The organism is Caloramator sp. ALD01, assembly GCF_000472625.1.
Classification (GTDB): Bacteria; Bacillota; Clostridia; order Clostridiales; family Caloramatoraceae; genus Thermobrachium; species Thermobrachium proteoclasticum.
In genome coordinates this window covers 166,948-191,323 of sequence record NZ_AXAA01000001.1, presented here as the reverse complement: position 1 = coordinate 191,323, position 24,376 = coordinate 166,948, and the positions used below count along the sequence as shown (strand labels likewise).

Annotated in this window: 29 protein-coding genes and 1 pseudogene; all 30 read left to right on the top strand. The window is 28.7% G+C overall.

All coding sequences use genetic code 11. The features are described from left to right. Positions 1-339 precede the first annotated feature (339 nt). The 30 genes and pseudogenes from A3M9_RS0101060 (at position 340) to fliI (ending at position 24,367) form a co-directional block, all read left to right on the top strand. Complete coding sequence (locus tag A3M9_RS0101060) at positions 340-648, top strand: helix-turn-helix transcriptional regulator (protein ID WP_051350533.1); 309 nt, start codon at positions 340-342, stop codon at positions 646-648. A 108-nt stretch (positions 649-756) separates the two neighbouring features. Next, positions 757-2,523: a flagellar assembly protein A gene (locus tag A3M9_RS0101055; protein WP_027307561.1), complete on the top strand. Its 1,767-nt coding sequence runs from the start codon at positions 757-759 to the stop codon at positions 2,521-2,523. Positions 2,524-2,534: 11 nt separating this feature from the next. Further along, positions 2,535-2,981, top strand: coding sequence for a chemotaxis protein CheW (locus tag A3M9_RS0101050; protein WP_035165612.1), 447 nt, complete (start codon positions 2,535-2,537; stop codon positions 2,979-2,981). Positions 2,982-2,995: 14 nt separating this feature from the next. After that, on the top strand, positions 2,996-3,478 hold the full coding sequence (locus A3M9_RS0101045; RefSeq protein WP_027307559.1) for a chemotaxis protein CheD: 483 nt from the start codon (positions 2,996-2,998) through the stop codon (positions 3,476-3,478). A 2-nt stretch (positions 3,479-3,480) separates the two neighbouring features. Further along, positions 3,481-4,521: a chemotaxis response regulator protein-glutamate methylesterase gene (locus tag A3M9_RS0101040; RefSeq protein WP_027307558.1), complete on the top strand. Its 1,041-nt coding sequence runs from the start codon at positions 3,481-3,483 to the stop codon at positions 4,519-4,521. Between the two features lie 4 nt (positions 4,522-4,525). Then, a pseudogene (locus tag A3M9_RS12910) lies at positions 4,526-5,303 on the top strand (protein-glutamate O-methyltransferase CheR). 1 nt (position 5,304) lies between these two features. Beyond that, a complete protein-coding gene (locus A3M9_RS0101030; protein ID WP_027307557.1) occupies positions 5,305-7,299 on the top strand; it encodes a chemotaxis protein CheA in 1,995 nt (664 codons plus the stop codon). 13 nt (positions 7,300-7,312) lie between these two features. Then, a complete protein-coding gene (locus tag A3M9_RS0101025; protein ID WP_027307556.1) occupies positions 7,313-7,909 on the top strand; it encodes a chemotaxis protein CheC in 597 nt (198 codons plus the stop codon). A gap of 18 nt (positions 7,910-7,927) precedes the next feature. Beyond that, complete coding sequence (gene cheY, locus A3M9_RS0101020) at positions 7,928-8,287, top strand: chemotaxis protein CheY (protein ID WP_027307555.1); 360 nt, start codon at positions 7,928-7,930, stop codon at positions 8,285-8,287. Positions 8,288-8,301: 14 nt separating this feature from the next. Then, positions 8,302-8,691, top strand: coding sequence for a chemotaxis protein CheW (locus A3M9_RS0101015; RefSeq protein ID WP_027307554.1), 390 nt, complete (start codon positions 8,302-8,304; stop codon positions 8,689-8,691). A gap of 13 nt (positions 8,692-8,704) precedes the next feature. Next, complete coding sequence (gene fliM, locus A3M9_RS0101010) at positions 8,705-9,694, top strand: flagellar motor switch protein FliM (protein WP_027307553.1); 990 nt, start codon at positions 8,705-8,707, stop codon at positions 9,692-9,694. Continuing rightward, a complete protein-coding gene (gene fliY, locus A3M9_RS0101005; protein ID WP_027307552.1) occupies positions 9,687-10,784 on the top strand; it encodes a flagellar motor switch phosphatase FliY in 1,098 nt (365 codons plus the stop codon). Before fliM ends, fliY begins: the two co-directional genes overlap by 8 nt. Before the next feature lie 66 nt (positions 10,785-10,850). Beyond that, a complete protein-coding gene (gene flgM / locus A3M9_RS0101000; protein ID WP_027307551.1) occupies positions 10,851-11,126 on the top strand; it encodes a flagellar biosynthesis anti-sigma factor FlgM in 276 nt (91 codons plus the stop codon). A 2-nt stretch (positions 11,127-11,128) separates the two neighbouring features. After that, on the top strand, positions 11,129-11,554 hold the full coding sequence (flgN, locus tag A3M9_RS0100995) for a flagellar export chaperone FlgN (RefSeq protein ID WP_027307550.1): 426 nt from the start codon (positions 11,129-11,131) through the stop codon (positions 11,552-11,554). Positions 11,555-11,566: 12 nt separating this feature from the next. After that, positions 11,567-13,351 (top strand): flagellar hook-associated protein FlgK, encoded by a 1,785-nt coding sequence (gene flgK / locus A3M9_RS0100990; RefSeq protein WP_027307549.1) that lies wholly within the window; start codon positions 11,567-11,569, stop codon positions 13,349-13,351. Between the two features lie 8 nt (positions 13,352-13,359). Then, on the top strand, positions 13,360-14,259 hold the full coding sequence (gene flgL / locus A3M9_RS0100985) for a flagellar hook-associated protein FlgL (RefSeq protein ID WP_027307548.1): 900 nt from the start codon (positions 13,360-13,362) through the stop codon (positions 14,257-14,259). A gap of 9 nt (positions 14,260-14,268) precedes the next feature. Then, the gene (gene fliW / locus A3M9_RS0100980) at positions 14,269-14,688 is read left to right on the top strand and encodes a flagellar assembly protein FliW (protein ID WP_027307547.1); all 420 of its coding nucleotides are present in this window, start codon (positions 14,269-14,271) and stop codon (positions 14,686-14,688) included. Continuing rightward, positions 14,676-14,897, top strand: a complete 222-nt coding sequence (gene csrA / locus A3M9_RS0100975; protein ID WP_027307546.1) for a carbon storage regulator CsrA — start codon at positions 14,676-14,678, stop codon at positions 14,895-14,897. The genes fliW and csrA overlap by 13 nt, the downstream gene beginning before the upstream one ends. A gap of 2 nt (positions 14,898-14,899) precedes the next feature. Next, on the top strand, positions 14,900-16,456 hold the full coding sequence (gene fliD, locus A3M9_RS0100970) for a flagellar filament capping protein FliD (protein ID WP_027307545.1): 1,557 nt from the start codon (positions 14,900-14,902) through the stop codon (positions 16,454-16,456). After that, entirely contained in the window at positions 16,453-16,791 is a 339-nt protein-coding gene (locus A3M9_RS12905) for a flagellar protein FliT (protein ID WP_035165611.1), read from the top strand. The genes fliD and A3M9_RS12905 overlap by 4 nt, the downstream gene beginning before the upstream one ends. 130 nt (positions 16,792-16,921) lie before the next feature. After that, a complete protein-coding gene (locus A3M9_RS0100960) occupies positions 16,922-17,266 on the top strand; it encodes a flagellar protein FlaG (protein WP_027307544.1) in 345 nt (114 codons plus the stop codon). Positions 17,267-17,278: 12 nt separating this feature from the next. After that, on the top strand, positions 17,279-17,629 hold the full coding sequence (locus A3M9_RS0100955; protein WP_027307543.1) for a hypothetical protein: 351 nt from the start codon (positions 17,279-17,281) through the stop codon (positions 17,627-17,629). Positions 17,630-17,633: 4 nt separating this feature from the next. Continuing rightward, positions 17,634-18,014, top strand: coding sequence for a flagellar export chaperone FliS (gene fliS / locus A3M9_RS0100950; RefSeq protein ID WP_027307542.1), 381 nt, complete (start codon positions 17,634-17,636; stop codon positions 18,012-18,014). 549 nt (positions 18,015-18,563) lie between these two features. Beyond that, positions 18,564-18,968 carry a flagellar basal body rod protein FlgB gene (gene flgB / locus A3M9_RS0100945; RefSeq protein WP_035165609.1) on the top strand — a complete coding sequence of 135 codons (405 nt, stop codon included), beginning with the start codon at positions 18,564-18,566 and terminating at the stop codon, positions 18,966-18,968. An 11-nt stretch (positions 18,969-18,979) separates the two neighbouring features. Continuing rightward, positions 18,980-19,414: a flagellar basal body rod protein FlgC gene (gene flgC, locus A3M9_RS0100940; RefSeq protein ID WP_027307540.1), complete on the top strand. Its 435-nt coding sequence runs from the start codon at positions 18,980-18,982 to the stop codon at positions 19,412-19,414. Between the two features lie 9 nt (positions 19,415-19,423). After that, positions 19,424-19,717 carry a flagellar hook-basal body complex protein FliE gene (fliE, locus tag A3M9_RS0100935; protein ID WP_035165607.1) on the top strand — a complete coding sequence of 98 codons (294 nt, stop codon included), beginning with the start codon at positions 19,424-19,426 and terminating at the stop codon, positions 19,715-19,717. 22 nt (positions 19,718-19,739) lie between these two features. Further along, the gene (gene fliF / locus A3M9_RS0100930; protein WP_027307538.1) at positions 19,740-21,299 is read left to right on the top strand and encodes a flagellar basal-body MS-ring/collar protein FliF; all 1,560 of its coding nucleotides are present in this window, start codon (positions 19,740-19,742) and stop codon (positions 21,297-21,299) included. 5 nt (positions 21,300-21,304) lie between these two features. Beyond that, positions 21,305-22,321, top strand: a complete 1,017-nt coding sequence (gene fliG / locus A3M9_RS0100925) for a flagellar motor switch protein FliG (RefSeq protein ID WP_027307537.1) — start codon at positions 21,305-21,307, stop codon at positions 22,319-22,321. After that, positions 22,305-23,057: a FliH/SctL family protein gene (locus A3M9_RS0100920; RefSeq protein WP_027307536.1), complete on the top strand. Its 753-nt coding sequence runs from the start codon at positions 22,305-22,307 to the stop codon at positions 23,055-23,057. The genes fliG and A3M9_RS0100920 overlap by 17 nt, the downstream gene beginning before the upstream one ends. Further along, positions 23,057-24,367 (top strand): flagellar protein export ATPase FliI, encoded by a 1,311-nt coding sequence (gene fliI, locus A3M9_RS0100915; RefSeq protein WP_027307535.1) that lies wholly within the window; start codon positions 23,057-23,059, stop codon positions 24,365-24,367. The genes A3M9_RS0100920 and fliI overlap by 1 nt, the downstream gene beginning before the upstream one ends. Positions 24,368-24,376: the final 9 nt, after the last annotated feature.

The window sequence follows — 24,376 nt, the reverse complement described above, 5'->3', positions numbered from 1 at the left end:
TCGTGAACTCTACGAGTTTCAGAATTACAACGAGGACAAGTATGAGGCTTCTTTTTCATTTCTAAATAAATTTCATAGCAAACATTATCAAGTACTTTTGTTATAATAACATCTTTAAAACCAAGTAAATTTTTGATACAATTATTAGTGTGCACTTGTAGGATGCCTCCTTTCAGGTAATATTTTTGTAGTTAATTTAATTTTACCAGGCATCTAAAACAGGTGCATATTTTTTTTGTAAAAAAATATGCTGGGGCTACGCCCCAACATTTATTATAGAACCTTAATTTATAATATAATATACTTAACACAACTTAAATAAGAGGTAAGGTGATAAATTTGAAATTAGTTGATATACTAAAGGCACTTTCTGATGAAAACAGAATTAAAATAATTAAAATGTTAGCTTGTTGTGATATGTGTGTCTGTGATATCTGTGATAATTTAAATTTAAGTCAACCTGCTGTATCACACCATTTAAAAATTTTAAGTGATGCAGGAATATTAAACACTCAAAGAAAAGGTAAATGGATATTTTATTCAATAAATAGAGATACCTTTGATTATCTACAAAATGAAATTACAAAATTACTGGAGAAACCAATCGAATGCCCCTATAAAATGTATGATTGTAATTGTATAGAATAATTAAAATAGCTGGTATTATGCCAGCTATTTTAATTATATTAAATTTTATTTTTAATTATAGTTGATATTTTTTGTAAATATCGTTAATATTTAATTAGGGGTGATGTTATGATAATAGAAAAAAACATTATAAGTGTTGATGGGGAAAGTAAAGCAGAAATTTTAGACAACAAGTTATATTATTATCTTGGTAATGATTTTATTAAAATCAATTTTAATAAAAATTTATTTATTAAAATAAATGGTAAAATAGTTGAAGGAATAAGTGAGATAAAACCAGACGATATAATTGATATTGATATAGATAAAGTCATATATAAAAAATTTTTTAATATTGAAATAAATAACAATGGACTTGAAGCAATTTTAAAATTAGATAAAAATAAGTTAAAAAATTGGCGTTTGAAAAATACACCTAAATCTACTATTTTAAATTTGGATTTTGAATTTACAGATGAATTTCTTTTAGATACCGAAATAACAATGTTAATTAATGAGTATTTAAAAGAAAATAAAATTGTTTACGGTGTAAAATGGGAAAATGTTAAAAGCATTATAGACAGTGGATATGGTGTAATTGCACAGGGTAAAAGCCCAGTTGAGCCAATTGATGATAAAATAGAATATTTTTTCGGTACTAATATTGAAAATGACTATTTAGAAAATGAAAAAAAAGTCGATTTTTATAATAGTATAAAAGAAGTTGAATTTGTTGAAGCAGGTAAAGTATTAGCAATAGTTCATTCTGGACAAGATGGAGTAATTGGCTTTGACGTTTTTGGAAGACCAATCAATCCAAGAAAAAGAGAAGTAAAAAAGCTAAAAAAAGGGCCTGGGTGTGAAGTATTAGATAATTTTAAACGTGCAATTGCACAAGTTTCAGGAATGCCAAGAATAAAAAACGATAGTATTTGTGTATTCCCTACCTATAAAATTAAAGGTGATGTAGATAAACAAATTGGTAATATAGAATACAATGGTTCTATATATATTGAAGGAAATGTATTAGAAGGAATAAAGATAATCGGTGGTAAAGAAATTATCATAAAAGGAAATGTTAATCAAGCTGAAATTTATTCTAATTCAGATATTAATATTTCTGGAAACGTTATCGGTTCGAATTTAACTGTAGGTGCTCAAGCGATACTATATATTACCATTTACAACTATTTAATAGATATTAAGGATTACTTATCAAAATTAAATAGAGCTATATTTGATATTTTACAAAGTAAAAATAATGAACAATTTACGCAAGATAAATTATCAAAAATATTAAAAATAATTATTTTTTCCAAATTTAAAAATGAAAAAGAAAAAGTCAATAATAATTATAATAATTTGATTAACCTGCCAAAATTAGACGTAAACACAAAAAAACAACTACAGGTAATACATAATTATATAAATTCAATGGAGGTTAATGGAGATATAAACTTAATTAATAATACTTTAAAAATTATTGAATCTTTAATACAAAATATTACAATTGATACTTCCCCAGCAGATATTTATCTAATGTACTGTCAAAATTCTAATATTATTTCTACAAATAATGTAGAAATATTAGGTACTGGTTGCTATAATACAAATATAAATGCTGAAAGCTCCATTATATTTAAACAAAATGATAGTGTTTTAAGAGGCGGTAAGGTTGAAGCGAAAAAATATATTAAAGCAGGGGAGGTAGGCTCAACACTTGGTGTAACGACTACATTAAAAACAACGAAAGATGGTGTGATTGAAGCAGAAATTGCCTATCAAAATACTATTCTAATTTTTGATGAAATCAAGTATAAAATTGATGAGCCTGTTAAAAAATTAAAGGCTTACGTTAAAAAAGGAGAATTAATTGTAGAAAAATTTAAGCTTTAGGAGTGATATTTATGTCCACTGAAAAAGTTGTTGTTTTTAAGTTGAATGGTGAAGACTTTGCTGTTGATATTCAGCAAGTAGAAAGGATACTTGGTTATGTTAGCCCAACTCAAGTTCCAGAAGCACCTGTTTTTATAAAAGGTATTATTAAGTATCAAGATTCTATTTTACCTCTTATAGATTTAAATATAAAATTTAAACGTGAATCAAATGATAATGTAAATTCTAAAATAATAGTTGTAAGAAATAATTCAAAATCCATTGGTCTACTTGTGGATGATGTCCAAGAAGTAATTGATATATATGAAAATGAATCTGAATCAACTCCTGAAATAATAAGCGGTTATTCTAATAAATATATAAAAGGAATTATAAAAAAGCAAGACAGAATTATAATGATGATTGATACAGATAAGCTATTGTCAAAGGAAGAATTAAATACTATTACATCATTTTAAATGGAGAGATATAAATGCAAGAAATAAAGGTAGGCATAGGAGATCTTAACATAGCAAAAACACCTGATAAACTTATTACTTTAGGATTAGGTTCTTGTATTGGTATTGCTATAATAGATAGTTTTAACAAAATTGCTGGATTATCACATATAATGCTCCCGGACAGCAAAGCATTTTCAAATATAAACAATCCAATGAAGTATGCTGATACAGCTATTCCTCTATTAGTACAAAAGCTGATTACATCTGGAGCAAATAAAAATAATTTAAAGGCTAAAATTGCTGGTGGAGCAAGTATGTTTAGCTTTGCAGATAAAAGCCCAATGATGGATATTGGAAAACGAAATGCAGAAGCTGTCAAATCTATATTAAAAGAACTGAATATACCCATAATAGCAGAAGATATTGGTGGCAACAAAGGAAGAACAATGATTGTTGATCCTACTACAGCAACAGTAATTCTAAAGATTACTGGCGAGGGTGTAAAGGAGTTGTAGCTATGTTTGAAAAAATAAAAGTATTAGTTGTCGATGACTCAGCTTTTATGCGAAAGATGATATCAGACATAATAAATTCGCAAAGAGATATGCAGGTAGTTTCAACAGCAAGAGACGGATTTGAGGCTATAGAAAAAGCAAAACAATTAAATCCTGATGTAATAACACTTGATGTAGAAATGCCTAAAAAAAATGGTTTAGAAGCTTTAATTGAACTTAAAAAATATACCAATGCACAAGTAATAATGTTAAGTAGTCTTACAAGTGAAGGCTCTAATATTACAATTGAAGCTTTACAATTAGGTGCTTTTGATTTTATACAAAAGCCATCAGGTAGTATATCTCTTGATATTGATAAAATAAAGGATGACATTGCTGAAAAAATAAGATACGCATATGCATATAAAAATAAAACTAAAAAAATCAATACAAAAATAAATAGTAATTTAAATAATAAAAGTATAAATATAAATCAAAACAAATATAGTGTTCTTCTCCTTGGTGCTTCCACTGGAGGACCAAAGGTTTTATTTGATTTAATTACTAAACTTCCAAAGGATATAAATATTCCTGTTCTTGTTGTACAACATATGCCTGTTGGTTTTACAAAGGCTTTTGCTGAAAGAATGAATAAAGCAAGCAATTTAGAAGTTGTAGAAGCTGTTGATAAACAAAAAATAAAAGAAAATACTGTATATATTGCACCAGGTGGATACCATATGCTTGTAGTTAATGGTGAAATTAGATTAGACTTATCACCTCAAATACACGGAGTTAGACCAGCAGTAGATAAACTATTTATAAGTGCTGCAAATTATTATAAATCAGGTACAATAGCAGCGATATTTACAGGTATGGGTAAGGATGGTGCAGAAGGTGTAATTGAAGTGAAGAAATATGGAGGTTTTGTAATCGCACAGGATGAAGAATCATCAGTGGTATTTGGAATGCCAAAATCTGCAATACAAACTGGTTGTGTAGACGTAGTTTTACACGAAAATGATATTCTCGAATATATTCTAAAACTTTTGAAGAGGGCGTGAACCAATGGAATTTGAAAAAATTGAAAAGTTTGTTCAAAAAGAATATGGAATTAATCTTTCTGCTTATAAATCAAAACAACTAATTAGACGCATAGAAAATTTTATGCAACGGGCAGGAGCAAAAAATGAAATTGATTTTATAACCAAACTATCATCAGATTCAAACTTAAGTAAAAAATTTTTAGATCATTTAACAATTAATGTATCTGAATTTTTTAGAAATAAGGAGCTTTTCTTAGATTTAGAACAGAAGATAAAGTATTATTTAAGACCCGAAAAAAATAGCTTAAAAATATGGAGTGCAGCTTGTTCAATAGGAGCTGAACCTTACACACTTGCTATAATAATGGATAGACTAACTCCTAATAAGAAACATACAATAATAGCAACCGATATCGATCAAACTATATTAGAGGTTGCCAAACAAGGAGTTTATAATAAAAATGAAATAAGAAATGTAGATGACAATACTTTAAATAAATATTTTACAAAAAAGGATGACAAATTTTATATATCAGAAGATATAAAAAAAAAGGGTAACATTTAAAAAACACGATTTAATTTTAGATAAATATGAATCTGGTTTTGATTTAATAGTTTGCAGAAATGTAGTCATTTATTTTACTCAAGAAACTAAAAATAAAATTTACCAAAACTTTTACAATTCTCTTAAACCTGGAGGATTGCTATTTGTAGGTGCAACTGAAAGTATTTATAATTATAAGGAATTTGGATATGAAAAAGCATCAACATTTATATATAGAAAGCCGGGAGGTAATTAATATGGATATGTCCCAATATTTAGATGTTTTTTTAGAAGAATCATCTGAAAATTTACAAACATTAAATCAAAATATCTTAGAGCTGGAGAAGGATCCAGAAAATAAAGATATAATTAATTCAATATTCAGAGTTGCTCATACTTTAAAGGGTATGGCTGGAAGTATGGGATTTACTGATATAGCTGAATTGACTCATAAAATGGAAAATGTGCTTGATAAATTCCGAAATGATATTTTAAAGGTTGATTCAAACATAATTAATGTTTTATTTAAATGTTTGGATACTTTAGAAATAATGATAGATAATATAAGGGATGGTAATGATGAAAAAATAAGCATTGATAATTTAATAAAAGAACTTGAAAATGTTGGTGAAAGTAAAAAAGAGCAAAAAGATGAAAAGAGTAATATAGATTTTACCTTAAATATTTATGATGAAAACATAATAAAACAGGCAAAAGAAAAAAATTATAACGTATATACAGCTGAAATTATTTTAACTGATGACTGTCTTTTAAAATCTGCAAGATCCTTTTTAGTTTATAAAACAATTGAAGATTTAGGTGAAATTATTAAAACAGTACCTTCGGTTGATGACCTTGAGCAAGAGAATTTTCAAGACAGATTTTATATTATGTTTTTAACACAAAAGAATGCAGATGAAGTTAAAGATTTAATTTTAAATATATCTGAAATTAAAGAAGTTAATATTAATTCAATAGCTGAATCATCTAAATCAATAAATAATCTTGAAACTAAAAAACAATCTGATAATCAATTAGAATCTAACAATATCGATGTTGATATCAATAAAAAACAAGAAAATACAAAAGCAAAAATAACCAAAGAAGAGGAAAAAAATAAAAAAGCCCACCAATCAGTGCGTGTTGACTTAGAAAGATTAGACAAGTTTATGAATTTAGTTGGAGAATTAGTAATTCACAGAACAAGATTGGAGCAAATTAGCACAAATTACAGATTAGGTGAACTACACGAAACATTAGAGCAAGTAGGAAGAATTACATCTGATCTTCAGGATTTAGTAATGAAGGTAAGAATGCTACCTATAGAAAGAGTGTTCAATAGATTCCCAAGAATGATAAGAGACCTATCACAGGAACTTGGAAAAGATATTGATTTGATAATAAAAGGAGAAGATACTGAATTAGACAGAACAGTTATAGATGAGATAGGAGAGCCATTAGTACATTTAATCAGAAATGCAGCTGACCATGGAATAGAAAAAACAGAAGAAAGAATTAAACTTGGTAAACCAGCAAAGGGAACTATAAAGTTAATTGCATACCAAGAGGGGAACAAAGCTGTAATTAAAATTGAAGATGATGGAAAAGGACTTGATTTAGAAAAAATTAAAAGGAAGGCTGAATCTATAGGTATAAGCACTGAGGGTATGTCAGAGAATGATATTAAAAATTTAATTTTTATGCAAGGATTTAGTACAAGTGAAAAAGTAACTGACATATCTGGTCGCGGTGTTGGTATGGATGTTGTTAAAACTAAAATATCTAATTTAGGTGGAACTGTTGAGGTTGTTAGTGAAAAGGGTAAAGGAACAGCATTCATAATTAGGTTACCATTAACTCTTTCCATAATACAAGCATTATTAGTTAAGGTATCTGATGAAACATTTGCAATATCTCTTGGTTTTATTGACAGAGTAATTAATATTAACGTAAATGAGATTAAGTTAACAAATAATAAAGAAGTAATACTATACAGAGATAAGATAATACCAATCATCAGATTATCTGAAAAATTAAATCTAAAATCAGTAGAATCAAACAATAAATACATTGTAATTGTAAAAACAGGTGAAAAGACTGTTGGTCTGCTTGTAGATGAGTTATTAGGCCAACAAGAAATTGTAATTAAACCAGTGGGTAAATTGTTGCAAAATTTAAAGGAATATGTGGGTGCGACAATATTAGGTGATGGATTAGTTACATTAATACTTGATGTCGCTGCAATTGTTTAAAGTAGGTGATTTTATGGAATTAAAATTGACTGAATTTCAAATTGACGCATTAAAGGAAGTTGGGAATATAGGCTCTGGTAATGCAGCAACAGCATTGTCTCAATTAATAAATAAAAAAGTTGATATGGAAATACCTCAACTTGACATTTTGGAATTTAACGATATGATAAGAAGAGTAGGCAATGATGATGATGTAGTTGTTGCAGTACTTTTAAAGGTATTTGGAGATGTTTTAGGTAATATTTTATTTATGATAAAAAATGAAGAAGCAGAAAAGTTTATAAATACGCTTATGTTTGGAATGACAGAATTAAACGAAGATATGCTATACTCAATTTTTCAAGAAGTTGGTAACATCTTAGGAAATTCTTATTTAAATGCAATTGCTCAGTTAGCAAATATGTCAGTTATAACTTCTGTGCCATCTGTAGCTATCGATATGTTAGCTGCAATTATGACAACAACGTTTATGGATGCAGAACAGTATAGTGAAAATGTTTTAGCTATAGACACAAAATTCATAGTTGATAATAATGAAATAGCAGGTAATTTCTTTTTTATACCAAAGCCAGGTTCATTAGAAATATTATTAAATAAATTAGGTTTATAATTAAGGGAGGAATTAAAAATGGCAAGAGTATTAATAGTTGACGATGCAGCTTTTATGAGAATGATGCTAAAGGACATACTTACAAAAAATGGTTATGAAGTAATAGGCGAAGCTCCAAATGGTGCTAAAGCGGTTGAAATATATAAATTAGAAAAACCTGATGTTGTTACAATGGATATAACAATGCCAGAGATGGATGGAATTCAAGCAGTTAAAGAGATTAAAGCCTTTGATCCTAATGCTAAGATAATTATGTGCTCAGCAATGGGACAACAAGCAATGGTTATGGAAGCAATAAAGTCAGGAGCAAGAGACTTTATCGTAAAACCATTCCAACCAGAGAGAGTTTTAGAAGCCTTAAAGAAGGTGCTTGGTTAAGGAGTTGATTAGAAATGCAAGTAGTTATTTTTAATATTGGTAAAGAAAGATTTGCTTTAGAAACAAGACTTGTTCATGGAATAGAAAAAATGATGAATATAACTTATGTTCCTAAAGCTCCATATTATATAAGGGGTCTTGCAAATTTAAGAGGAAACATAATTTCTGTGATTGATTTAAAAAAATATTTAAATGTAGATTCTGAAAAAGTTCAGGAAAATATTATTATTGTAGAAGTACAAGAGGAAAAAGTTGGACTTATGGTTGACAGTGTTCAAGAGGTTGTTGATATTACTGATGATATGCTTGAAAAAATAAATAATGAAAATACGTTAACAAGAGGAGTTATTAATTTTAAAGATTATATTGTAACATTATTAGACGGTGAAAATTTAATAAAGTAATGGGAGGGATAAGATGGGAGAAATATTATCTCAAAGTGAAATTGATGCCCTCCTGTCTGCCTTAAGTTCAGGTGAATTAAGTCTTGAGGAAAAAACAGAGGAAACTAAACAAAAAGTAAAAAAATATGATTTTAAAAGACCTAATAAGTTTTCAAAGGAACACGTTAAAACATTAGAAATGGTTCACGAAAATTTTGCCAGAATAGCTTCGAATTATTTGACAGCAAACCTAAGAACATCTGTACAAATTAAAGTTATATCCACTGAACAAATAACATATGAAGAATTTATTCATTCTATATCTAATCCTACTATACTTATATCCTATTATTTAGAACCCTTTAATGGATTATTTTTATTTGAAACAAGTCCTCAGTTTGTATTTCAAACTATAGATATTATGTTCGGTGGTGAAGGCAAAGAACTTATTAAGGTTAGAGAATTTACGGAAATTGAAAAAAATATTATTAAAAAAATAAACTATAAAATGCTTGAGGGGCTAAAACTTGCTTGGGAAGATATCATAGAAGTAGAACCAAAGATTGATTCCTTAGAAACAAACCCTGTTTTAAACCAATTTTTAGCACCAAATGAACCTGTTGAACTGATAACAATGCAGGTTCAGATAAATAATAATCAAAGCTTTATTAATATGTGTATTCCTTATATATCAGTAGAAAAATTTATAGATAAACTTGTTATACAATACAGAACAAATATAAAAACTGAATCAGATATTGAAGTAACTAAAAAGCTTGAAAAAAATATTATGAATGTAGAAGTTGACTCACACGTTGAATTGGGTAGATCAATAATTTCAGTTCAAGACTTTTTAAATTTAACAGTAGGTGATTGTATTAAACTTGATACAAAAATTAATGGCACTTTAAATTATTATATTGAGGATAACTTACATTATAAAGTATATCCTGGCGTTATAGGTAAAAAAATGGGTATACAAATAGCAGAAATTATAGATAAGGATGTGGAAGATTATGAATGATGGACTACTTTCACAAGAGGAAATAGATGCTCTTTTAAATGGTGGTTTTACTCAAAAAGAAACAATTTCTGAGACTGATAAGGATTTGTTAGGCGAAATAGGTAATATTTCAATGGGGTCAGCTTCAACAGCTCTCTCTACAATAATAAACAGAATGGTTAATATTACTACACCAAGAGTTAGTATAACTTCATTACGCGAGATGAAAAAAGAATTTGATGTTCCTATTATATCTGTTGAAGTTGAATATATTGAAGGTTTAATTGGTGCAAATCTATTATTAATTAAAATAACCGATGCAATAGTTATAGCTGATTTAATGATGGGTGGTGATGGTACAAGAAAAGCAGACACTTTATCGGAAATTGAAATAAGTGCTGTGTCTGAAGCAATGAACCAAATGATAGGTTCATCTGCTACGTCATTATCACAAATGTTAAATATGCCAATTAATATTTCACCTCCTTATGCATCGGTTTGGGATGAGAAAAATAACAAACTATCTGAAAAAATATCAGAGGATGATGATATAGTAAAGATTTCCTTTAGACTTACTATTGATGCGTTAGTAGATAGTGAAATAATGTTACTGCTACCCATACAAACAGCCAAAATGATAATAAATAAATTAACTGGTACAGAAGAAAATACAGTTGAAGAACAAAAACAAATTTTTGATAATGAAGCAAATGTTGAAAACTACTTTATTGATACTAACACAAATGCTCAACAAGTAGAATATACACCGCACGAGTATAATAAACCACAATATAATGTTCAAAAGGCTGAATTTGCACCACTTACTCCAATTGCAACTAATGAAGTTAAAAATATTGATCTAATTCTTGATGTTCCTCTTGAAATATCAGTCGTATTAGGTAGAACAAAAAAGACAATAAAAGATATACTCGAACTGTCTGTTGGCTCATTAGTTGAACTTGATAAATTAACAGAAGAGCCTGTTGAAATTTTAGTAAATGGTAAAAAAGTTGCTTTAGGTGAAGTCGTAGTAATAGATGAAAATTTTGGTGTAAGAATAACAAGTATAGTTAGTAATGCCGAAAGAGTAAAAAGTCTGCAGGGAAAATAAAACTGCAGACTTTTTACTCTAAAGTTTTATGTTTTTACTACGATAATCATAATGAGGTGGTATATTATGAAAATTAACTTTACAACAAGCAATATTATTAACATATATAAAAATAATAGAACTATCCAAAATAACAATACAGTTAAAGCTAATAGATCTGATTCAATTGAGATTTCCAATGTTAGTAAAGAAATAGCTAAATATTTAAGTGTTGCTAAGGATTATGATGTAGTTAATGAAAAAGTTGATAGAATAAAGGAACAAATAAAAAATAGTAAATATGACATTGATACAGATAAAATAGCAAAATCATTATTAAAGGAATTAAAGGGATGTGAATAATTATGATAAAGGAAATATTAACATCTGAACTAAATCTATTAAAGAATTTTGAAATTTTATTAGAGGATGAAAGGAAAATACTTTTAAACAGCGAAGCATCAAAGTTGCCTACAATTATAGAAGAAAAGAAAAATTTAGCATTAGAGTTATCCAAACTTGAAAGAAAAAGAAAAGAAATATGCGGTAGTAAAACTGCAAATGACCTAATTTCTGAAGGTATAATTGAACAAGAATTAATAGAAGAAATAATTAAATTAACAGAGACTGTTAAAGAAAAAAATGAGTTAAATTCGCTCCTTACAAAGCAATCTTTAGCCTATATTAAAATGTATACAAACCTATTAAGTAACGAAAATAAAATAGTAACATACAAGGGTACGGGAAAGGTAGATGAATCTCTACAGAGCATATTTAATACAACAATATAGGAGGAAAATAAAATGAGTGGTCTTTTTAATACATTTAATGTTGCAAAGAGGGGAATGCAGGCGCAGCAAACGTCACTACACGTTGTTTCACATAACATAGCCAATGCCAATACAGAGGGGTATTCTGTTCAAAGGGCAAATCTTAAAACTACAACACCATTTGGTATGCCATCATTGACAACCTCAGCAGAACCAGGTCAAATAGGAACAGGTGTTAAGGTTGATAGTATAACGAGGTCAAGGGATGAATTTTTAGATTTTTATATAAGAAAAGAAACAAGTACACTTGAAAATTATAAGGCAAGAGAACAGTTTTTATCTCAAATAGAAACAGTTTTTACTGAGCCTTCTGATACAGGTATAGGAACACTATTAACTCGCTTTTGGGATGCGTGGCAGGGGTTAGCTACTAACCCAGAAAGCTCAACTTCAAGGGAACTTGTAAGAAGCAATGCTTTAGCACTTTGTGAAGGTGTAAGGCATAACTATACACAACTTGAAGATATTGAATCCAGTGTATCAGATTTGATGCAAAATCAAGTTTTTGAAGTTTCTAGTATGCTAAAACAAATTGCAGATTTGAATGAGCAGATTAAAGCTGTAACAATAGGTGGAAAAAATCCAAATGACTTAATGGATAGAAGGGATTTATTGCTGGATAAGATTTCAGAGAGACTTTCAATTAAAACAAAGCCTACAGATTATAATGGGATAGAACTATATGGATATGAAGAATATACAGATGAAAATGGAATGACAAAAACAAGAGAAGTTAAATTAATAACAGATACAAAAATAGAAAAGGTTATGTATTTTATAAGTGATGCTGTAATAACAGACCCAAATAATAATACTATTAACAAAAAGGATTTTCCAAAGACCATCAACTTCCCTATTACAGTAAAATTTAAGGGATATATAAATGGAGATTTTAACAATCAATTTGAGTCTCAAGAGGTAACAATTAATGATAGTAAAGAATTACAAAATTATTTTCAAGTGGACAAAGATAATCCTAATAAAATTTTAAATATAATGCCTCATATTTTTTATGGAACAGGGGAAAATAAAAATCCTAATGTTAATTTAGAAGGCGAGAGCGGAATAAAACCAGTAAAGTTTGCCAATGGAAGTTTTAAGGGACTTGAGGCATTATCAGATGAAATAAATAAATATAAAAATCAGCTTAATAAATTAGCAAAGGGTATTGCAATTGCAGTAAATACCATTCATAATGATGGTTCAAATAATGAAGGAGTTCCTTTTGGAAATTTTTTTGATAATGTTGCTGAGATAAGTGATGTTCCAGCTAAAAATTTAAAATTAGTTGCCGATATTGAGAATGGTAAATTAGATAAGATAAATGCAGGTAAAGCAGGTTCAAAAGCAGGAAATGGAGAAAGAGCACTCCTTATTGGACAGCTTAGAAATACAAGATTTAATATAACACAACTAAATGATAGAAATGATTTTATAGGTTCTTTAAAAGGTGTAAACTTAGATTTAACTAATTTAAAAATGACGAGCAATGCATCTGGTGCAACATTAGAGGGGTATTATAAGGGAACTATATCTGAACTTGGAGTTTCAAATCAAGAGGCAAAGAGAATGGTTAAAAACCAAGAGAATTTAGTTGACCAGCTTGTAATAAGAAGAGAATCTGTATCAGGTGTTTCAATAGATGAGGAAATGACTAATATGCTACAATTTCAAAGAGCCTATGAGGCAAATGCTAAAATGATAAGTGTAATTGACCAGCTTCTTGATGTAGTTGTTAATGGACTTTTAAGAAGGTAGGTGATTAAATGCGTATTACTAATAAGGTGCTTTCAAAGAATTTTTTAAACAATGTTAGGGTAAACTTAGAAGAGATGCAAAAACTACAAAATCAATTGTCCTCTGGACACGAAGTACAAAAACCATCAGATGACCCCTTTAAAGTTGCAAGAACGATGGAGCTTAAGGCATCAATCGCAGCTAATGAAAGATATAAAAAGAATATAGAGGAAGGAATCGGATGGCTTGATACTGTTGATGTGGCATTAAGTCAAATAGGAGATGCACTTCAAACAGTGCGTGAAAAGGTTATTCAAAGCGGTAACGGTGGATATACTGAAACAGAAATGCATGCTTTGAAAAAGCATATAGAGCAATTGAAAGATCAAATTATGCAAATAGGTAATACTTCATACGATGGTAGATATATATTTGGTGGTGATAATACCACAGAACCTCCATTTGTAAAGGATGCAAATGGCAATATACAATATAAAGGTTCAAAAGATGGATTAAAAAAGGAGATGTCCTTTGGTGTTTATATTGATGTATCAGTTAAAGGAAGCGACTTTAATGAGACAGGTTCAAATTCTCAAGGTGAAGTAGGGTTATTTAAAGTGATAACAGATATAGTAAATAAATTAAACAATAATCAAAGTGCAGCAGACGAATTAGGTAATTTAGATAAAGAGATGGACAATATATTAAAAATAAGGGCTGAAGTTGGTGCTAAACAAAAAAGACTTGAGGATATGATGCAAAAAAATGATATGGAAACATTTAATATGACGCAGCTTCTTGCTAAAACCTATGATATAGATATAGCACAAAAGGTTATGGAATATAAAGTAATGGAAAGTGTTTATCAGGCATCATTACAAACTGGAGCAAAAATACTACAACCAAGCTTATTAGACTTTTTAAGGTAGGAGATAGTTATGCAAATATCAACTAAATTTTTTGGAGATTTAAATATAAATAATAACGATATTATTAATTTTGAGGATGGAATACCTGGTCTTGAAGAATATAAAAATTATGTAATTCTAAATATAGAAGATTCAAATATAAAATGCTTACAAAACATAGATGAAAAGGAAATATGTCTACTATTGATTAATCCTTGGGATTATTTCAAAGATTATGAAATAGAACTTTCAAATGAAGAGATTAATTTATTAGGAATAAATGGTTATGAAGACGTTTTAGTTTTCAATGTAATGACAATTAGGGATGATAAAATAACAGTAAATCTTTTAGCTCCTATTGTTATAAATGTAAAAAATAATAAAGCCAAACAGGTTATTTTAAATGAAAAGAAATATAGTATAAGGCAGGAGATACCATGCTCATTTTAACAAGAAAAGTAGGAGAAAAAATTTTAATCGGTGAAAATATTGAAATAACAATATTAGAAAATAATCAAGGCAATATCAAAATTGGAATTGAAGCACCTAAAGATGTAAGAGTTGTAAGATATGAATTAATAGAAGAAATTAAGGAACAAAACAAAATGTCACTTAAAGATACAGAGGATATCTTAAAAAGATTAAAGAGGGAGGGGTAATTATGCCAAGTACCCTAAGGATTACAGGACTTGCAACAGGTCTTGATGTTGACAATATGGTTAAACAGCTTATGCAGGCTGAAAAGACTAAGGTTGACAAAGTAAAACAGGATAGACAGATAATACAATGGAGACAGGATTTATATAGAGAAATAATAGGAGACTTAAACACATTTAAAAAGACATACTTTGATGTATTAAGTCAAGAAAAATATATATTATCTCCAAATAGTTTATCACCATATAGTGTTAATATGTCAACTTCAACATCTGCAGTAAAGATTACAGCAACAGCAAGTGCAAGGGCAGGACAGTATGAAATAAAAGATATAACATTGGCACAAACAGCTAAGGTACAGTCTTCTATAGATATAAATGATATTAATAATAAAATAAATGCAGATGGTTCTTTTAAAATTAAATACAACAATAATGATAATGAATTAATTATAAATTATGACTCAAATACAACTTATAAAGATATTATTACACAAATAAATACAGGCTCTAATGGACAATTAAAGGCATACTATAGTGAAGTTACTAAAAGGATTACAATAGAAACTACAAAAACAGGAATTACCTCAAATATAGAAATAAAAGATATAACAGGCACCAATGTATTAGGACTTGAGGCTAGAACCTATAATGGAACCGATGCAAGTTTTCAAATAAAAACTCCTGGTGCTGCTGATTATGTTCAAGTTCAAAAATCAAATAACACTTTTACAATAGATGGACTAACATTTACCTTAAATGAATCTACAACAGATACTATTAAATTTTCTATAGGGGTAGATTCTAAACCTGCCATAGACAAAATAAAGGAATTTGTAGAAAAATATAATGAACTAATTGATAAGATAAATAAAAGGATTTCAGAAAAAAGGGCATATTCATATAAACCTTTAACAGATGAACAAAGGAAGGAAATGAAGGAAGATGAAATAAAGAAGTGGGAAGAGAAGGCTAAAGAAGGTCTTTTAAAGGGAGATAGTATGCTGCAAGATTTAGTTTATAATTTAAGACAAGCCTTTTTTGAACCACTTAAGGATTCAGGTATTTCTATACAAGAAATTGGTCTTTCAACATCAAGTGATTACACACAAAAAGGAAAAATAATTATTGATGAATCAAAATTAAAATCTGCTTTAGAAAATAGACCTGATGATGTGTTAAACCTATTAACTAAAACTTCCTCAATTGCCTATGACCCAAATAAGACATATACAGGTAGGGGAGATAGAAATAGTGAAATAGGAATTTTCCAAAGAATTAAGGATATACTTGAAGATAATATAAGAACAACAAGAAACTCATCAGGTAAAAAAGGTGCTTTACTTGAAAAGGCAGGTTTAAAGGGCGATTTCAGTGAGTTTAATAATCTTTTATATAAAGAGTTACAACAAAAAGACAGGCTTATAGAGGATTTAAACAAAAAACTGTATGATAAGGAAAATAAATATTATCAACAGTTTGCTAAATTAGAGAAGGCAATGCAAAAGTATAATGACCAATCAGCTTGGCTTTCATCTCAATTAGGAGCGATGTTTAAATGATAAATATTTTTGATTTATTTATTGAATATAAAAGTATAACTGAAGACATAATAAAGGCACTTGAAAAAGAGGAATTTGACCTTTTAAATGAGTTGTTAGAAAAACGCGATATACTAATAAAAAAAATTGATGAGGTTGAAAACAAAAAGGATTTAAAAAAAATAGTTGAGGAGTTAAATATATTAGAATTAGATAATTTTGCTAAAAAATTATTGGATGAAAAATATAAACAAATAAAAATAGACTTAAAAAAAATAAAAGAACAAAAAATGGTAAATGAAAAATACGCTATAAAAGAACCTATGGATTCAATATTTGTTTATAAAAAACTTTGATATATGGAGGATTTTCCTCCATTTTTATTATGAAAATAAATATTTAAAATCTAATATAATCTATAAAGTAATTAGAAATAGATACGATATATATTTTAGAAGAATTAAAGGGATAAAGGATGGGGATTTTATGGATAATATCAAGTTAATAAATAATGTAAATGAACAAATAAAAATTAATCAAAAATTAGATATAAGCTTTAAAGGTAATTCATTTCAAAATAGCGATAAAAATTTAGAGAAACAAAATATAGATATAAAAGATGTTGAAAAAGCTGTAGATAGAGCCAATAAAGTATTCAACGAAAGCACACATTTAAAGTTTGAAATACACGACAAAACAAAGGATATAATGATTAAAATTGTTAATGATGAGACAGGGGAAGTTATAAAAGAAATACCTCCTAAAAAAATATTAGATATGGTTGCTAAGATGTGTGAAATAGCTGGTATTATAGTTGATGAAAAGAGATAGGGGGTGTCTCTTATGCCAATTAACCCCATAACACTTGATAAAATAGATATTAATACAATTAGACAGATAGAAACAAAAATAATAGATAGAATTATACATCATACAACCGAAGCTCAAGCGAATAAAAAAAATAACAATAATCAATTCGACTTAAACAAACAAAATCGAGCTATAGAAGAATTTGCAAAGTTTTTAGCAAAATATAATCTTAGGTCAGAGGCAAAAACAGAAAAGAATAAAGTAAAACTAAAAATATTAAACAAAAATGGAGAAGTTTTAATAGAAAGTTATATTGATGATATAGACTATCTATTAAGGACACTACAGGACCAGACAGGAAATTTAATAGACTTGAGGGGGTAAATATATGTATAATAATAATGCTTTAAATGCATATCAACAAAATAGTGTTTTTACTGCGTCAAAGGAAAAACTATTGTTAATGCTGTACGAGGGGCTTGTCAGATTTATAAAACAAGCAATTTCATCTCTTGAAGAAAAGGATTATCAAAAAGCACATACCAACTTAATTAAAGCACAAAATATAATTTTAGAATTTATGGCAACTTTAAATATGGAGGTTGGAGGAGAACTATCTAAAAGTTTAATGGCTTTATATGATTATATGTATAGAAGATTAGTGGAGGCTAATATTAAAAAGGATATTAATATAGCAAAAGAAATTCTCGAGTTTGCTGAAGAATTGAAAGATGCATTTGAAGAAGCGTATAAAAAAATAAAAAAATAAAAAAATAAAAATTTATAGGCTCTATTGTAAAATAGAGCCTCAGATTGTTGACAAACCTAATTGTTAGCTAAAGTATCAAAAAGCCCCATGAAAGGATTTCAATAGGCTCTTTCATGAGCTTTAGCAATTATTGCTTTTCGACTTTAAAAAAGTCCGTAATTCGGCACAGGACGTGCCGAGCCGAGCGGCCATCAGGACGATGGCATCGCGAGGGTAGGACTTTTTTAAACAAAGAAAAGCTTAGAATTGCTTAGTGAAATGAACGAATGCCCAAGAAATCCTTCATGGGGCTAATCAATATATAACTTTTTCAACAGCCTGAGGCTCTATTGTAAAATAGAGCCTATTTTTGTTGTAATTTTTACTTTTCAAATAGTAAAGTTTAATATAAAATATATATAGCTAATTATTTAATATGATATATAATCATATTAAATAATAAATTTAATATGTGATTTTTATTAATTTAACGTAATTTATGTTGACTTATGATATAATATGTAATAAATTGTTATATAGAAGTGGAAATACTCAAAAAGGAGTGTATGTATGATAAAAAATATAGATAATTTGTCATATTACTTAATAAAAAAAGGATTAGATGCAACAAGCGAAAGAGGAAGAGCAATTTCTAATAATATAGCCAATATAAATACAGCGGGATATAAGGCGAAAAGGGTAGTTTTTGAGGAAAATTTAAAAAGTGCATTAGATGGCACTTCGATAAACTTAAAAACAACAAACAGCAGACACATAAATGATGGAAAATCAATTGAAAATATAAAATATGAAATAATACAGGACAAATCAAACTCTTTAAGATTAGATGGAAACAATGTTGACATTGACATAGAAATGGCAAACTTAGCTGCAAATCAAATACTGTATAATGCTTTAGTAAGTCAAGCTAATTCAAGAATTGCAATGAGAAGAACAGTTATTAGCGGTAAATAAGGGGTGATGATATGAACAATATTTTTACAGGAATGAGAATAAGTGCAAGTGGTCTTGCTGCTGAAAGATTAAGAATGGACATTATTTCAAATAATATAGCAAATATTGAAACTACAAGAACTGAAAATGGTGGACCATATAAAAGAAAAATAGTAACATTTAAAGAAAATCTTGAAAGACAAATAAATAATATAAATGGCAATTCATCTACAAAATACAATGGTGTAAAAGTTGATAAAATAATTGAAGACAATTCACCTTTTAAAAAAGTTTATAATCCTAATCATCCAGACGCTGATAGCAATGGTTACGTTTTAATGCCAAATGTAAATATTTTAGATGAAATGGTTGATCTTATCACTGCAACACGTGCCTTTGAAGCAAATGTTACAGCTTTAAACTCACAAAAACAAATGGCACTTAAAGCATTAGAAATTGGAAAGTAGGTGATATAAATGCCAATAGATAAAGTTAATTTTTTGATAGACAACAATATAGTTAATAAGCAATCAAATTACAACACCAATAACATTGATTTCTCTAATATAATTAAGGAAAAGTTAGACAAGCTTAATGAAAAACAATTAGATGCTGAAAATAAGACAATTGAATTAATAAAGGGTGATGCAAAGGATATTCACGAAGTTATGCTTACTGTCGAAGAGGCACGACTCTCATTGGAATTAGCAGTTCAAATAAGAAATAAACTTGTTGAAGCTTATCAAGAAATAAATAGAATTCAGGTATAGTTAACATAAAGGAGTGCTAAAAATGAATAAAGTTCTTAATTTCTTTAAAAGTGTAGGTGATAAATGGAAGAACTTATCAAAATCAAAAAAAATTTCATTAATCATTATTTTAACTGGTCTTATAATTTCTTGTGTAATATTTGCAATATATTCAAATAGAGTAGAATACGATGTGCTTTTTTCAAACTTAGAACCTCAAGATTCTTCTAAGGTAATAGAAAAATTGAAAAACGATAAAATACAATATAAAATTGAAGGAAATTCAATTTTAGTTCCAAAAGAAAAAGTAGAAGAACTTAGATTGTCAATATTTTCTGACACAACATTACCTTCAAATTTAAAGGGATTTGAATTATTTGACCAAAATAAATTCGGTGTTACTGATACTGAAGCTAAAATAATGTATCAAAGAGCACTTGAAGGTGAACTTGCAAGAACAATTCAGGGGTTTGATGAAGTAGAAAAGGCTAGAGTCCATTTAGTTTTACCTGAAGATTCAGTTTTTACAAGAGATGAAGAAAAGGCAAGGGCATCTGTTACTCTAAAATTAAAAGGAAACAGCAAATTAAGTCCAGAACAAGTTAAGGCAATAATATCTTTAATTTCAGCAAGTGTTAAGAACTTACCTAAAGAAAATGTTGAAATTATAGATAATAATATGAATCTTCTTAGTGAAAATATATTTGAAAATGAACAAAATGGAATCATAACTTCAACAAAGCAACAGGAGTTTAAGAATCAATTTGAAAAAAATCTTCAATCAGATGTTAAAAATATGCTTGAAAAGGTTTTTGGAAAGGATAAAGTAACTGTAAAGATAAATGCTGATTTAGATTTTGACTCAAGACAAATATCAACCATCAAATATGATAAGGATTCTATAATAAGAAGTCAGCATAAAATAAAAGAAAATTCAAACGACTCAAATTCTCAAGGTGCAGCAGGGAGTCCAATAAATAATAATATGTCAAATACATTTCAGAACAATAATCAATCATCAGTTTCTAATAGAGAAGAAGAAATTACTAACTATGAAATTGGACAAACTGAAGAGAAGATAATAAAGGCACCAGGTGAAATAAAGAGATTAACTGTTTCTGTAGTAATTGATGGTAATTTAAGTGAACTTGAAAAGCAGTCAATTAGAAATATAGTTTCAGCTGCTACAGGTTTATCAGAAGAAAGAGGGGACGTAATTAATATTGAAGCATTAGCCTTTAATGATGAATATAAAAAGAAGGCACAAGCTGATTTAGAAGAGATGAAAAAACAAGAAGAATTAGCTAAGAAAAGAAAAACTTATATTATGATTGGAGAAGCAGTAACAGGGCTTATAGTTCTATTGGTTATAGCACTTATTTATAAAAAGAAAAATAAGAAAAATGTTGAACAAATAGAACAAAATCAAATAGATATGCTGATAGGAGATGTAATACAAAAACAACCTATTGCCTATGAACCTGTTCTTGAAGATACAGAACAAGAAATGAATCTTGAAAAGGAAATTAAAAACTATGCTTCTACGAAACCAGAACAGGTTGTTGAACTGGTTAAAACTTGGTTAGCAGAGGATGAGAGGTGATAATTATGGCAAAAGATAAGGATAAATTAACTGGTGTACAGAAGGCAGCCATATTGTTTATCACTTTAGGTCCTGATGCTTCAGCTCCAATATTAAAAAAATTGCCTGAAAATGATATACAAAAAATTACTTTTGAAATTGCAAATATGCAAAAAATTAAAAAAGAATTACGTGAGGAAGTATTACAAGAATTTGTTAATTTGAATAAAGCAAAGGATTATATTATAGAGGGTGGATTTGATTATGCTAAAAATCTGCTAAGTAAAGCATTAGGTCCACAAAAGGCAATGGAGATTATAGAAAAGGTTTCTGAAATTACACAACAATATAGACCATTTTCAATAGCTCGTAAAGCAGATGCACAACAATTATTGAATGTAATAATAAACGAGCATCCTCAAACTATTGCTTTAATTTTATGCTATTTGCAACCTGAAAAAGCAGCACAGCTCTTATCAGGACTTCCTGAAGAATTACAAACTGATGTTGCAAAAAGAATTGCAACAATGAGCAATACATCACCAATAGTTATAGAAGAAGTTGAAGAAATCCTTGAAAAAAAGCTATCAAATGTTGTACGTTCTGATTTTGCAACCATCGGTGGTGTACAAACATTAGTAGATATATTAAACAATGTAGATAGAACTACAGAAAAGTCAATAATTGAAGAACTTGATAGGTATCAACCAGAACTTGCAGAAAAGATTAGAGATAGTATGTTTGTATTTGAAGACATTATTACACTTGATAACGCTTCAATACAAAGAATACTACGAGAAGTTGATATGAAGGTGCTTGCCCTTGCTCTTAAGGGATGTTCAGAAGACGTTTCAAATATAATCTACAGTAATATGTCAAAACGTGCTGCACAAACATTAAAGGAAGACTTAGAATTTATGGGGCCTGTTAGACTAATAGATGTTGAAAAGGCACAACAACAGATTGTGTCTATAATACGTAGATTAGATGAAGCTGGAGAAATTGTAATGTCAAGGGGTGGTGATGATGCAATTATCGTATAACGTTATTAAACATACTTCTGTTAGCGATAAGATTACACTATCACCACCATCTATTGATAAATTTATTAATACTAATATAAAAAACAAAGATGAAATAAATATAGAAGAAATAGTTGAAGAAATCAAAAAACAGGCAGAATTTGATGCTAAAAAAATAATTAATGAAGCCAATAAAAATGCTTTAGAAATAATAAACAATGCAAAACAAAATTCTAAAAAAATCTTAGAGGATGCAAAGGAAGAAGGTTATAAAGAAGGTTTAACTAAAGGCTATAATGACGGATACAACAAGGCTATTTTAGAAGCAAAGGGAGAAGCATATAAAATAATTGAAGAAGCAAATAAATATTTAGAAGGAATATACACTGAAGTAAATGGTTATGTCAAAAAATCAAAAAACGACATAATCAATTTAGCAGTAGAAATAGCAAAGGAAGTTTTAAAATCAGAATTATCTATTAGTAGTGAGGCTATTATAAATTGTGCCCAAAAGGCTCTTTCAAAAGTAAAACAAAAAAGCAATATAATTTTAAAAACATCAATTAATGATTATAAAATTCTAAAATTAAGGCAAGAAGAATTAGAGCAATTTATTGATTCAAGCAGTGCATTAATAATTGTTGCAGATTCAAATCTTCAAAATGGTGATATATATATAGAAACAAATAATGGTATAATAGACGCTACAGTTGAAACTCAACTAAAAACAATTTTAAATAAATTATTAAAGGAATGATGTCAATGTTTCAGCTTGATTATGATAAACTTATTAAAAAGATTAAAGGCACAGAAACAATGAAATTTATAGGTAAGGTTAAAAAGGTTGTTGGATTAACAATAGAAGTTGAAGGGATAAACGCCTTTATAGGTGAACTTTGCAATATAAAATTATTAAATGGTAAATATGTACAAGCTGAAGTTGTAGGTTTTACAGATAAAGGTATTTTGTTAATGCCTTTAGGAGATTTAACAGGTGTATCTACAGGTTCTTTAGTTTTTCCAACTGGTAGTCAACTGCAGGTACCAGTTGGAAAACAATTACTTGGTAAAATACTTGATGGTTTAGGAAGACCCCTTGATGGTTCAAGCATAATGTATGAAGCAAAGTATAATCTTGACTCTGACCCTCCAAACCCCCTACAAAGAAAAAGAATAACCGACATAATTCCAACAGGAGTTAAGGCAATAGATGGATTTTTAACTTGTGGTTTGGGACAAAGAGTTGGTATTTTTGCTGGTTCTGGAGTTGGTAAAAGTACTCTTTTAGGTATGATTGCAAAATATAGTGAAGCTGATGTTAACGTTATAGGTTTAATTGGTGAACGTGGAAGAGAAGTTAAAGAATTTATAGAAAAAGATCTTGGTGAAGAGGGTTTAAAAAAATCCGTAATTGTAGTTGCCACCTCAGACCAACCTCCTCTACTTAGATTAAAGGGGGCATTTACTGCTACAGCCATAGCTGAATATTTTAGAGATCAGGGTCTAAATGTTATGTTAATGATGGATTCTGTTACTCGTTTTGCAATGGCACAACGTGAAGTTGGTCTAACTATTGGAGAACCACCAACAACAAAGGGCTATACCCCTTCAGTTTTTGCAATGTTACCAAGACTTTTAGAGAGGTCAGGTAATTCAAATAAAGGTTCTATCACTGCCTTTTACACAGTCTTAGTAGATGGTGATGATTTCAATGAACCAATTGCTGATGCAGTAAGAGGTATATTAGATGGTCATATAGTTTTATCAAGAAAATTAGCTTCAATGAACCATTTCCCTGCAATTGATATATTATCAAGTATATCGAGATTGATGCCTCAAATAGCACAAGAAAACCATTATCAAAAGGCAAGTGAATTAAGAGATCTTCTTGCAATTTATAAAGAATCTGAAGATTTAATAAATGTCGGTGCTTATCAAAAAGGTAGTAATTACAAGATTGATAGAGCAATAGCTTTAAATGATAAAATAAATGGATTCTTAAGACAGAAAATGAATGAACATCATAGATTTGCTGAAGTTTTAGAAATGTTAAATTCGATAAATTGATAGGTGGTC

Coding starts and splice junctions, on each gene's coding strand:
- fliD (WP_027307545.1), top strand. CDS start 14,900: ATGCCAAGTACCCTAAGGATTACAGGACTTGCAACAGGTCTTGATGTT.
- A3M9_RS0100960 (WP_027307544.1), top strand. CDS start 16,922: ATGGATAATATCAAGTTAATAAATAATGTAAATGAACAAATAAAAATT.
- flgN (WP_027307550.1), top strand. CDS start 11,129: ATGATAAAGGAAATATTAACATCTGAACTAAATCTATTAAAGAATTTT.
- fliF (WP_027307538.1), top strand. CDS start 19,740: ATGAATAAAGTTCTTAATTTCTTTAAAAGTGTAGGTGATAAATGGAAG.
- A3M9_RS0101025 (WP_027307556.1), top strand. CDS start 7,313: ATGGAATTAAAATTGACTGAATTTCAAATTGACGCATTAAAGGAAGTT.
- A3M9_RS0101055 (WP_027307561.1), top strand. CDS start 757: ATGATAATAGAAAAAAACATTATAAGTGTTGATGGGGAAAGTAAAGCA.
- csrA (WP_027307546.1), top strand. CDS start 14,676: ATGCTCATTTTAACAAGAAAAGTAGGAGAAAAAATTTTAATCGGTGAA.
- A3M9_RS12905 (WP_035165611.1), top strand. CDS start 16,453: ATGATAAATATTTTTGATTTATTTATTGAATATAAAAGTATAACTGAA.
- fliE (WP_035165607.1), top strand. CDS start 19,424: ATGCCAATAGATAAAGTTAATTTTTTGATAGACAACAATATAGTTAAT.
- fliS (WP_027307542.1), top strand. CDS start 17,634: ATGTATAATAATAATGCTTTAAATGCATATCAACAAAATAGTGTTTTT.
- A3M9_RS0100920 (WP_027307536.1), top strand. CDS start 22,305: ATGCAATTATCGTATAACGTTATTAAACATACTTCTGTTAGCGATAAG.
- cheY (WP_027307555.1), top strand. CDS start 7,928: ATGGCAAGAGTATTAATAGTTGACGATGCAGCTTTTATGAGAATGATG.
- flgK (WP_027307549.1), top strand. CDS start 11,567: ATGAGTGGTCTTTTTAATACATTTAATGTTGCAAAGAGGGGAATGCAG.
- A3M9_RS0101015 (WP_027307554.1), top strand. CDS start 8,302: ATGCAAGTAGTTATTTTTAATATTGGTAAAGAAAGATTTGCTTTAGAA.
- fliY (WP_027307552.1), top strand. CDS start 9,687: ATGAATGATGGACTACTTTCACAAGAGGAAATAGATGCTCTTTTAAAT.
- fliG (WP_027307537.1), top strand. CDS start 21,305: ATGGCAAAAGATAAGGATAAATTAACTGGTGTACAGAAGGCAGCCATA.
- flgB (WP_035165609.1), top strand. CDS start 18,564: ATGATAAAAAATATAGATAATTTGTCATATTACTTAATAAAAAAAGGA.
- fliM (WP_027307553.1), top strand. CDS start 8,705: ATGGGAGAAATATTATCTCAAAGTGAAATTGATGCCCTCCTGTCTGCC.
- fliW (WP_027307547.1), top strand. CDS start 14,269: ATGCAAATATCAACTAAATTTTTTGGAGATTTAAATATAAATAATAAC.
- fliI (WP_027307535.1), top strand. CDS start 23,057: ATGTCAATGTTTCAGCTTGATTATGATAAACTTATTAAAAAGATTAAA.
- A3M9_RS0101030 (WP_027307557.1), top strand. CDS start 5,305: ATGGATATGTCCCAATATTTAGATGTTTTTTTAGAAGAATCATCTGAA.
- flgC (WP_027307540.1), top strand. CDS start 18,980: ATGAACAATATTTTTACAGGAATGAGAATAAGTGCAAGTGGTCTTGCT.
- A3M9_RS0100955 (WP_027307543.1), top strand. CDS start 17,279: ATGCCAATTAACCCCATAACACTTGATAAAATAGATATTAATACAATT.
- A3M9_RS0101045 (WP_027307559.1), top strand. CDS start 2,996: ATGCAAGAAATAAAGGTAGGCATAGGAGATCTTAACATAGCAAAAACA.
- A3M9_RS0101050 (WP_035165612.1), top strand. CDS start 2,535: ATGTCCACTGAAAAAGTTGTTGTTTTTAAGTTGAATGGTGAAGACTTT.
- flgL (WP_027307548.1), top strand. CDS start 13,360: ATGCGTATTACTAATAAGGTGCTTTCAAAGAATTTTTTAAACAATGTT.
- A3M9_RS0101040 (WP_027307558.1), top strand. CDS start 3,481: ATGTTTGAAAAAATAAAAGTATTAGTTGTCGATGACTCAGCTTTTATG.
- flgM (WP_027307551.1), top strand. CDS start 10,851: ATGAAAATTAACTTTACAACAAGCAATATTATTAACATATATAAAAAT.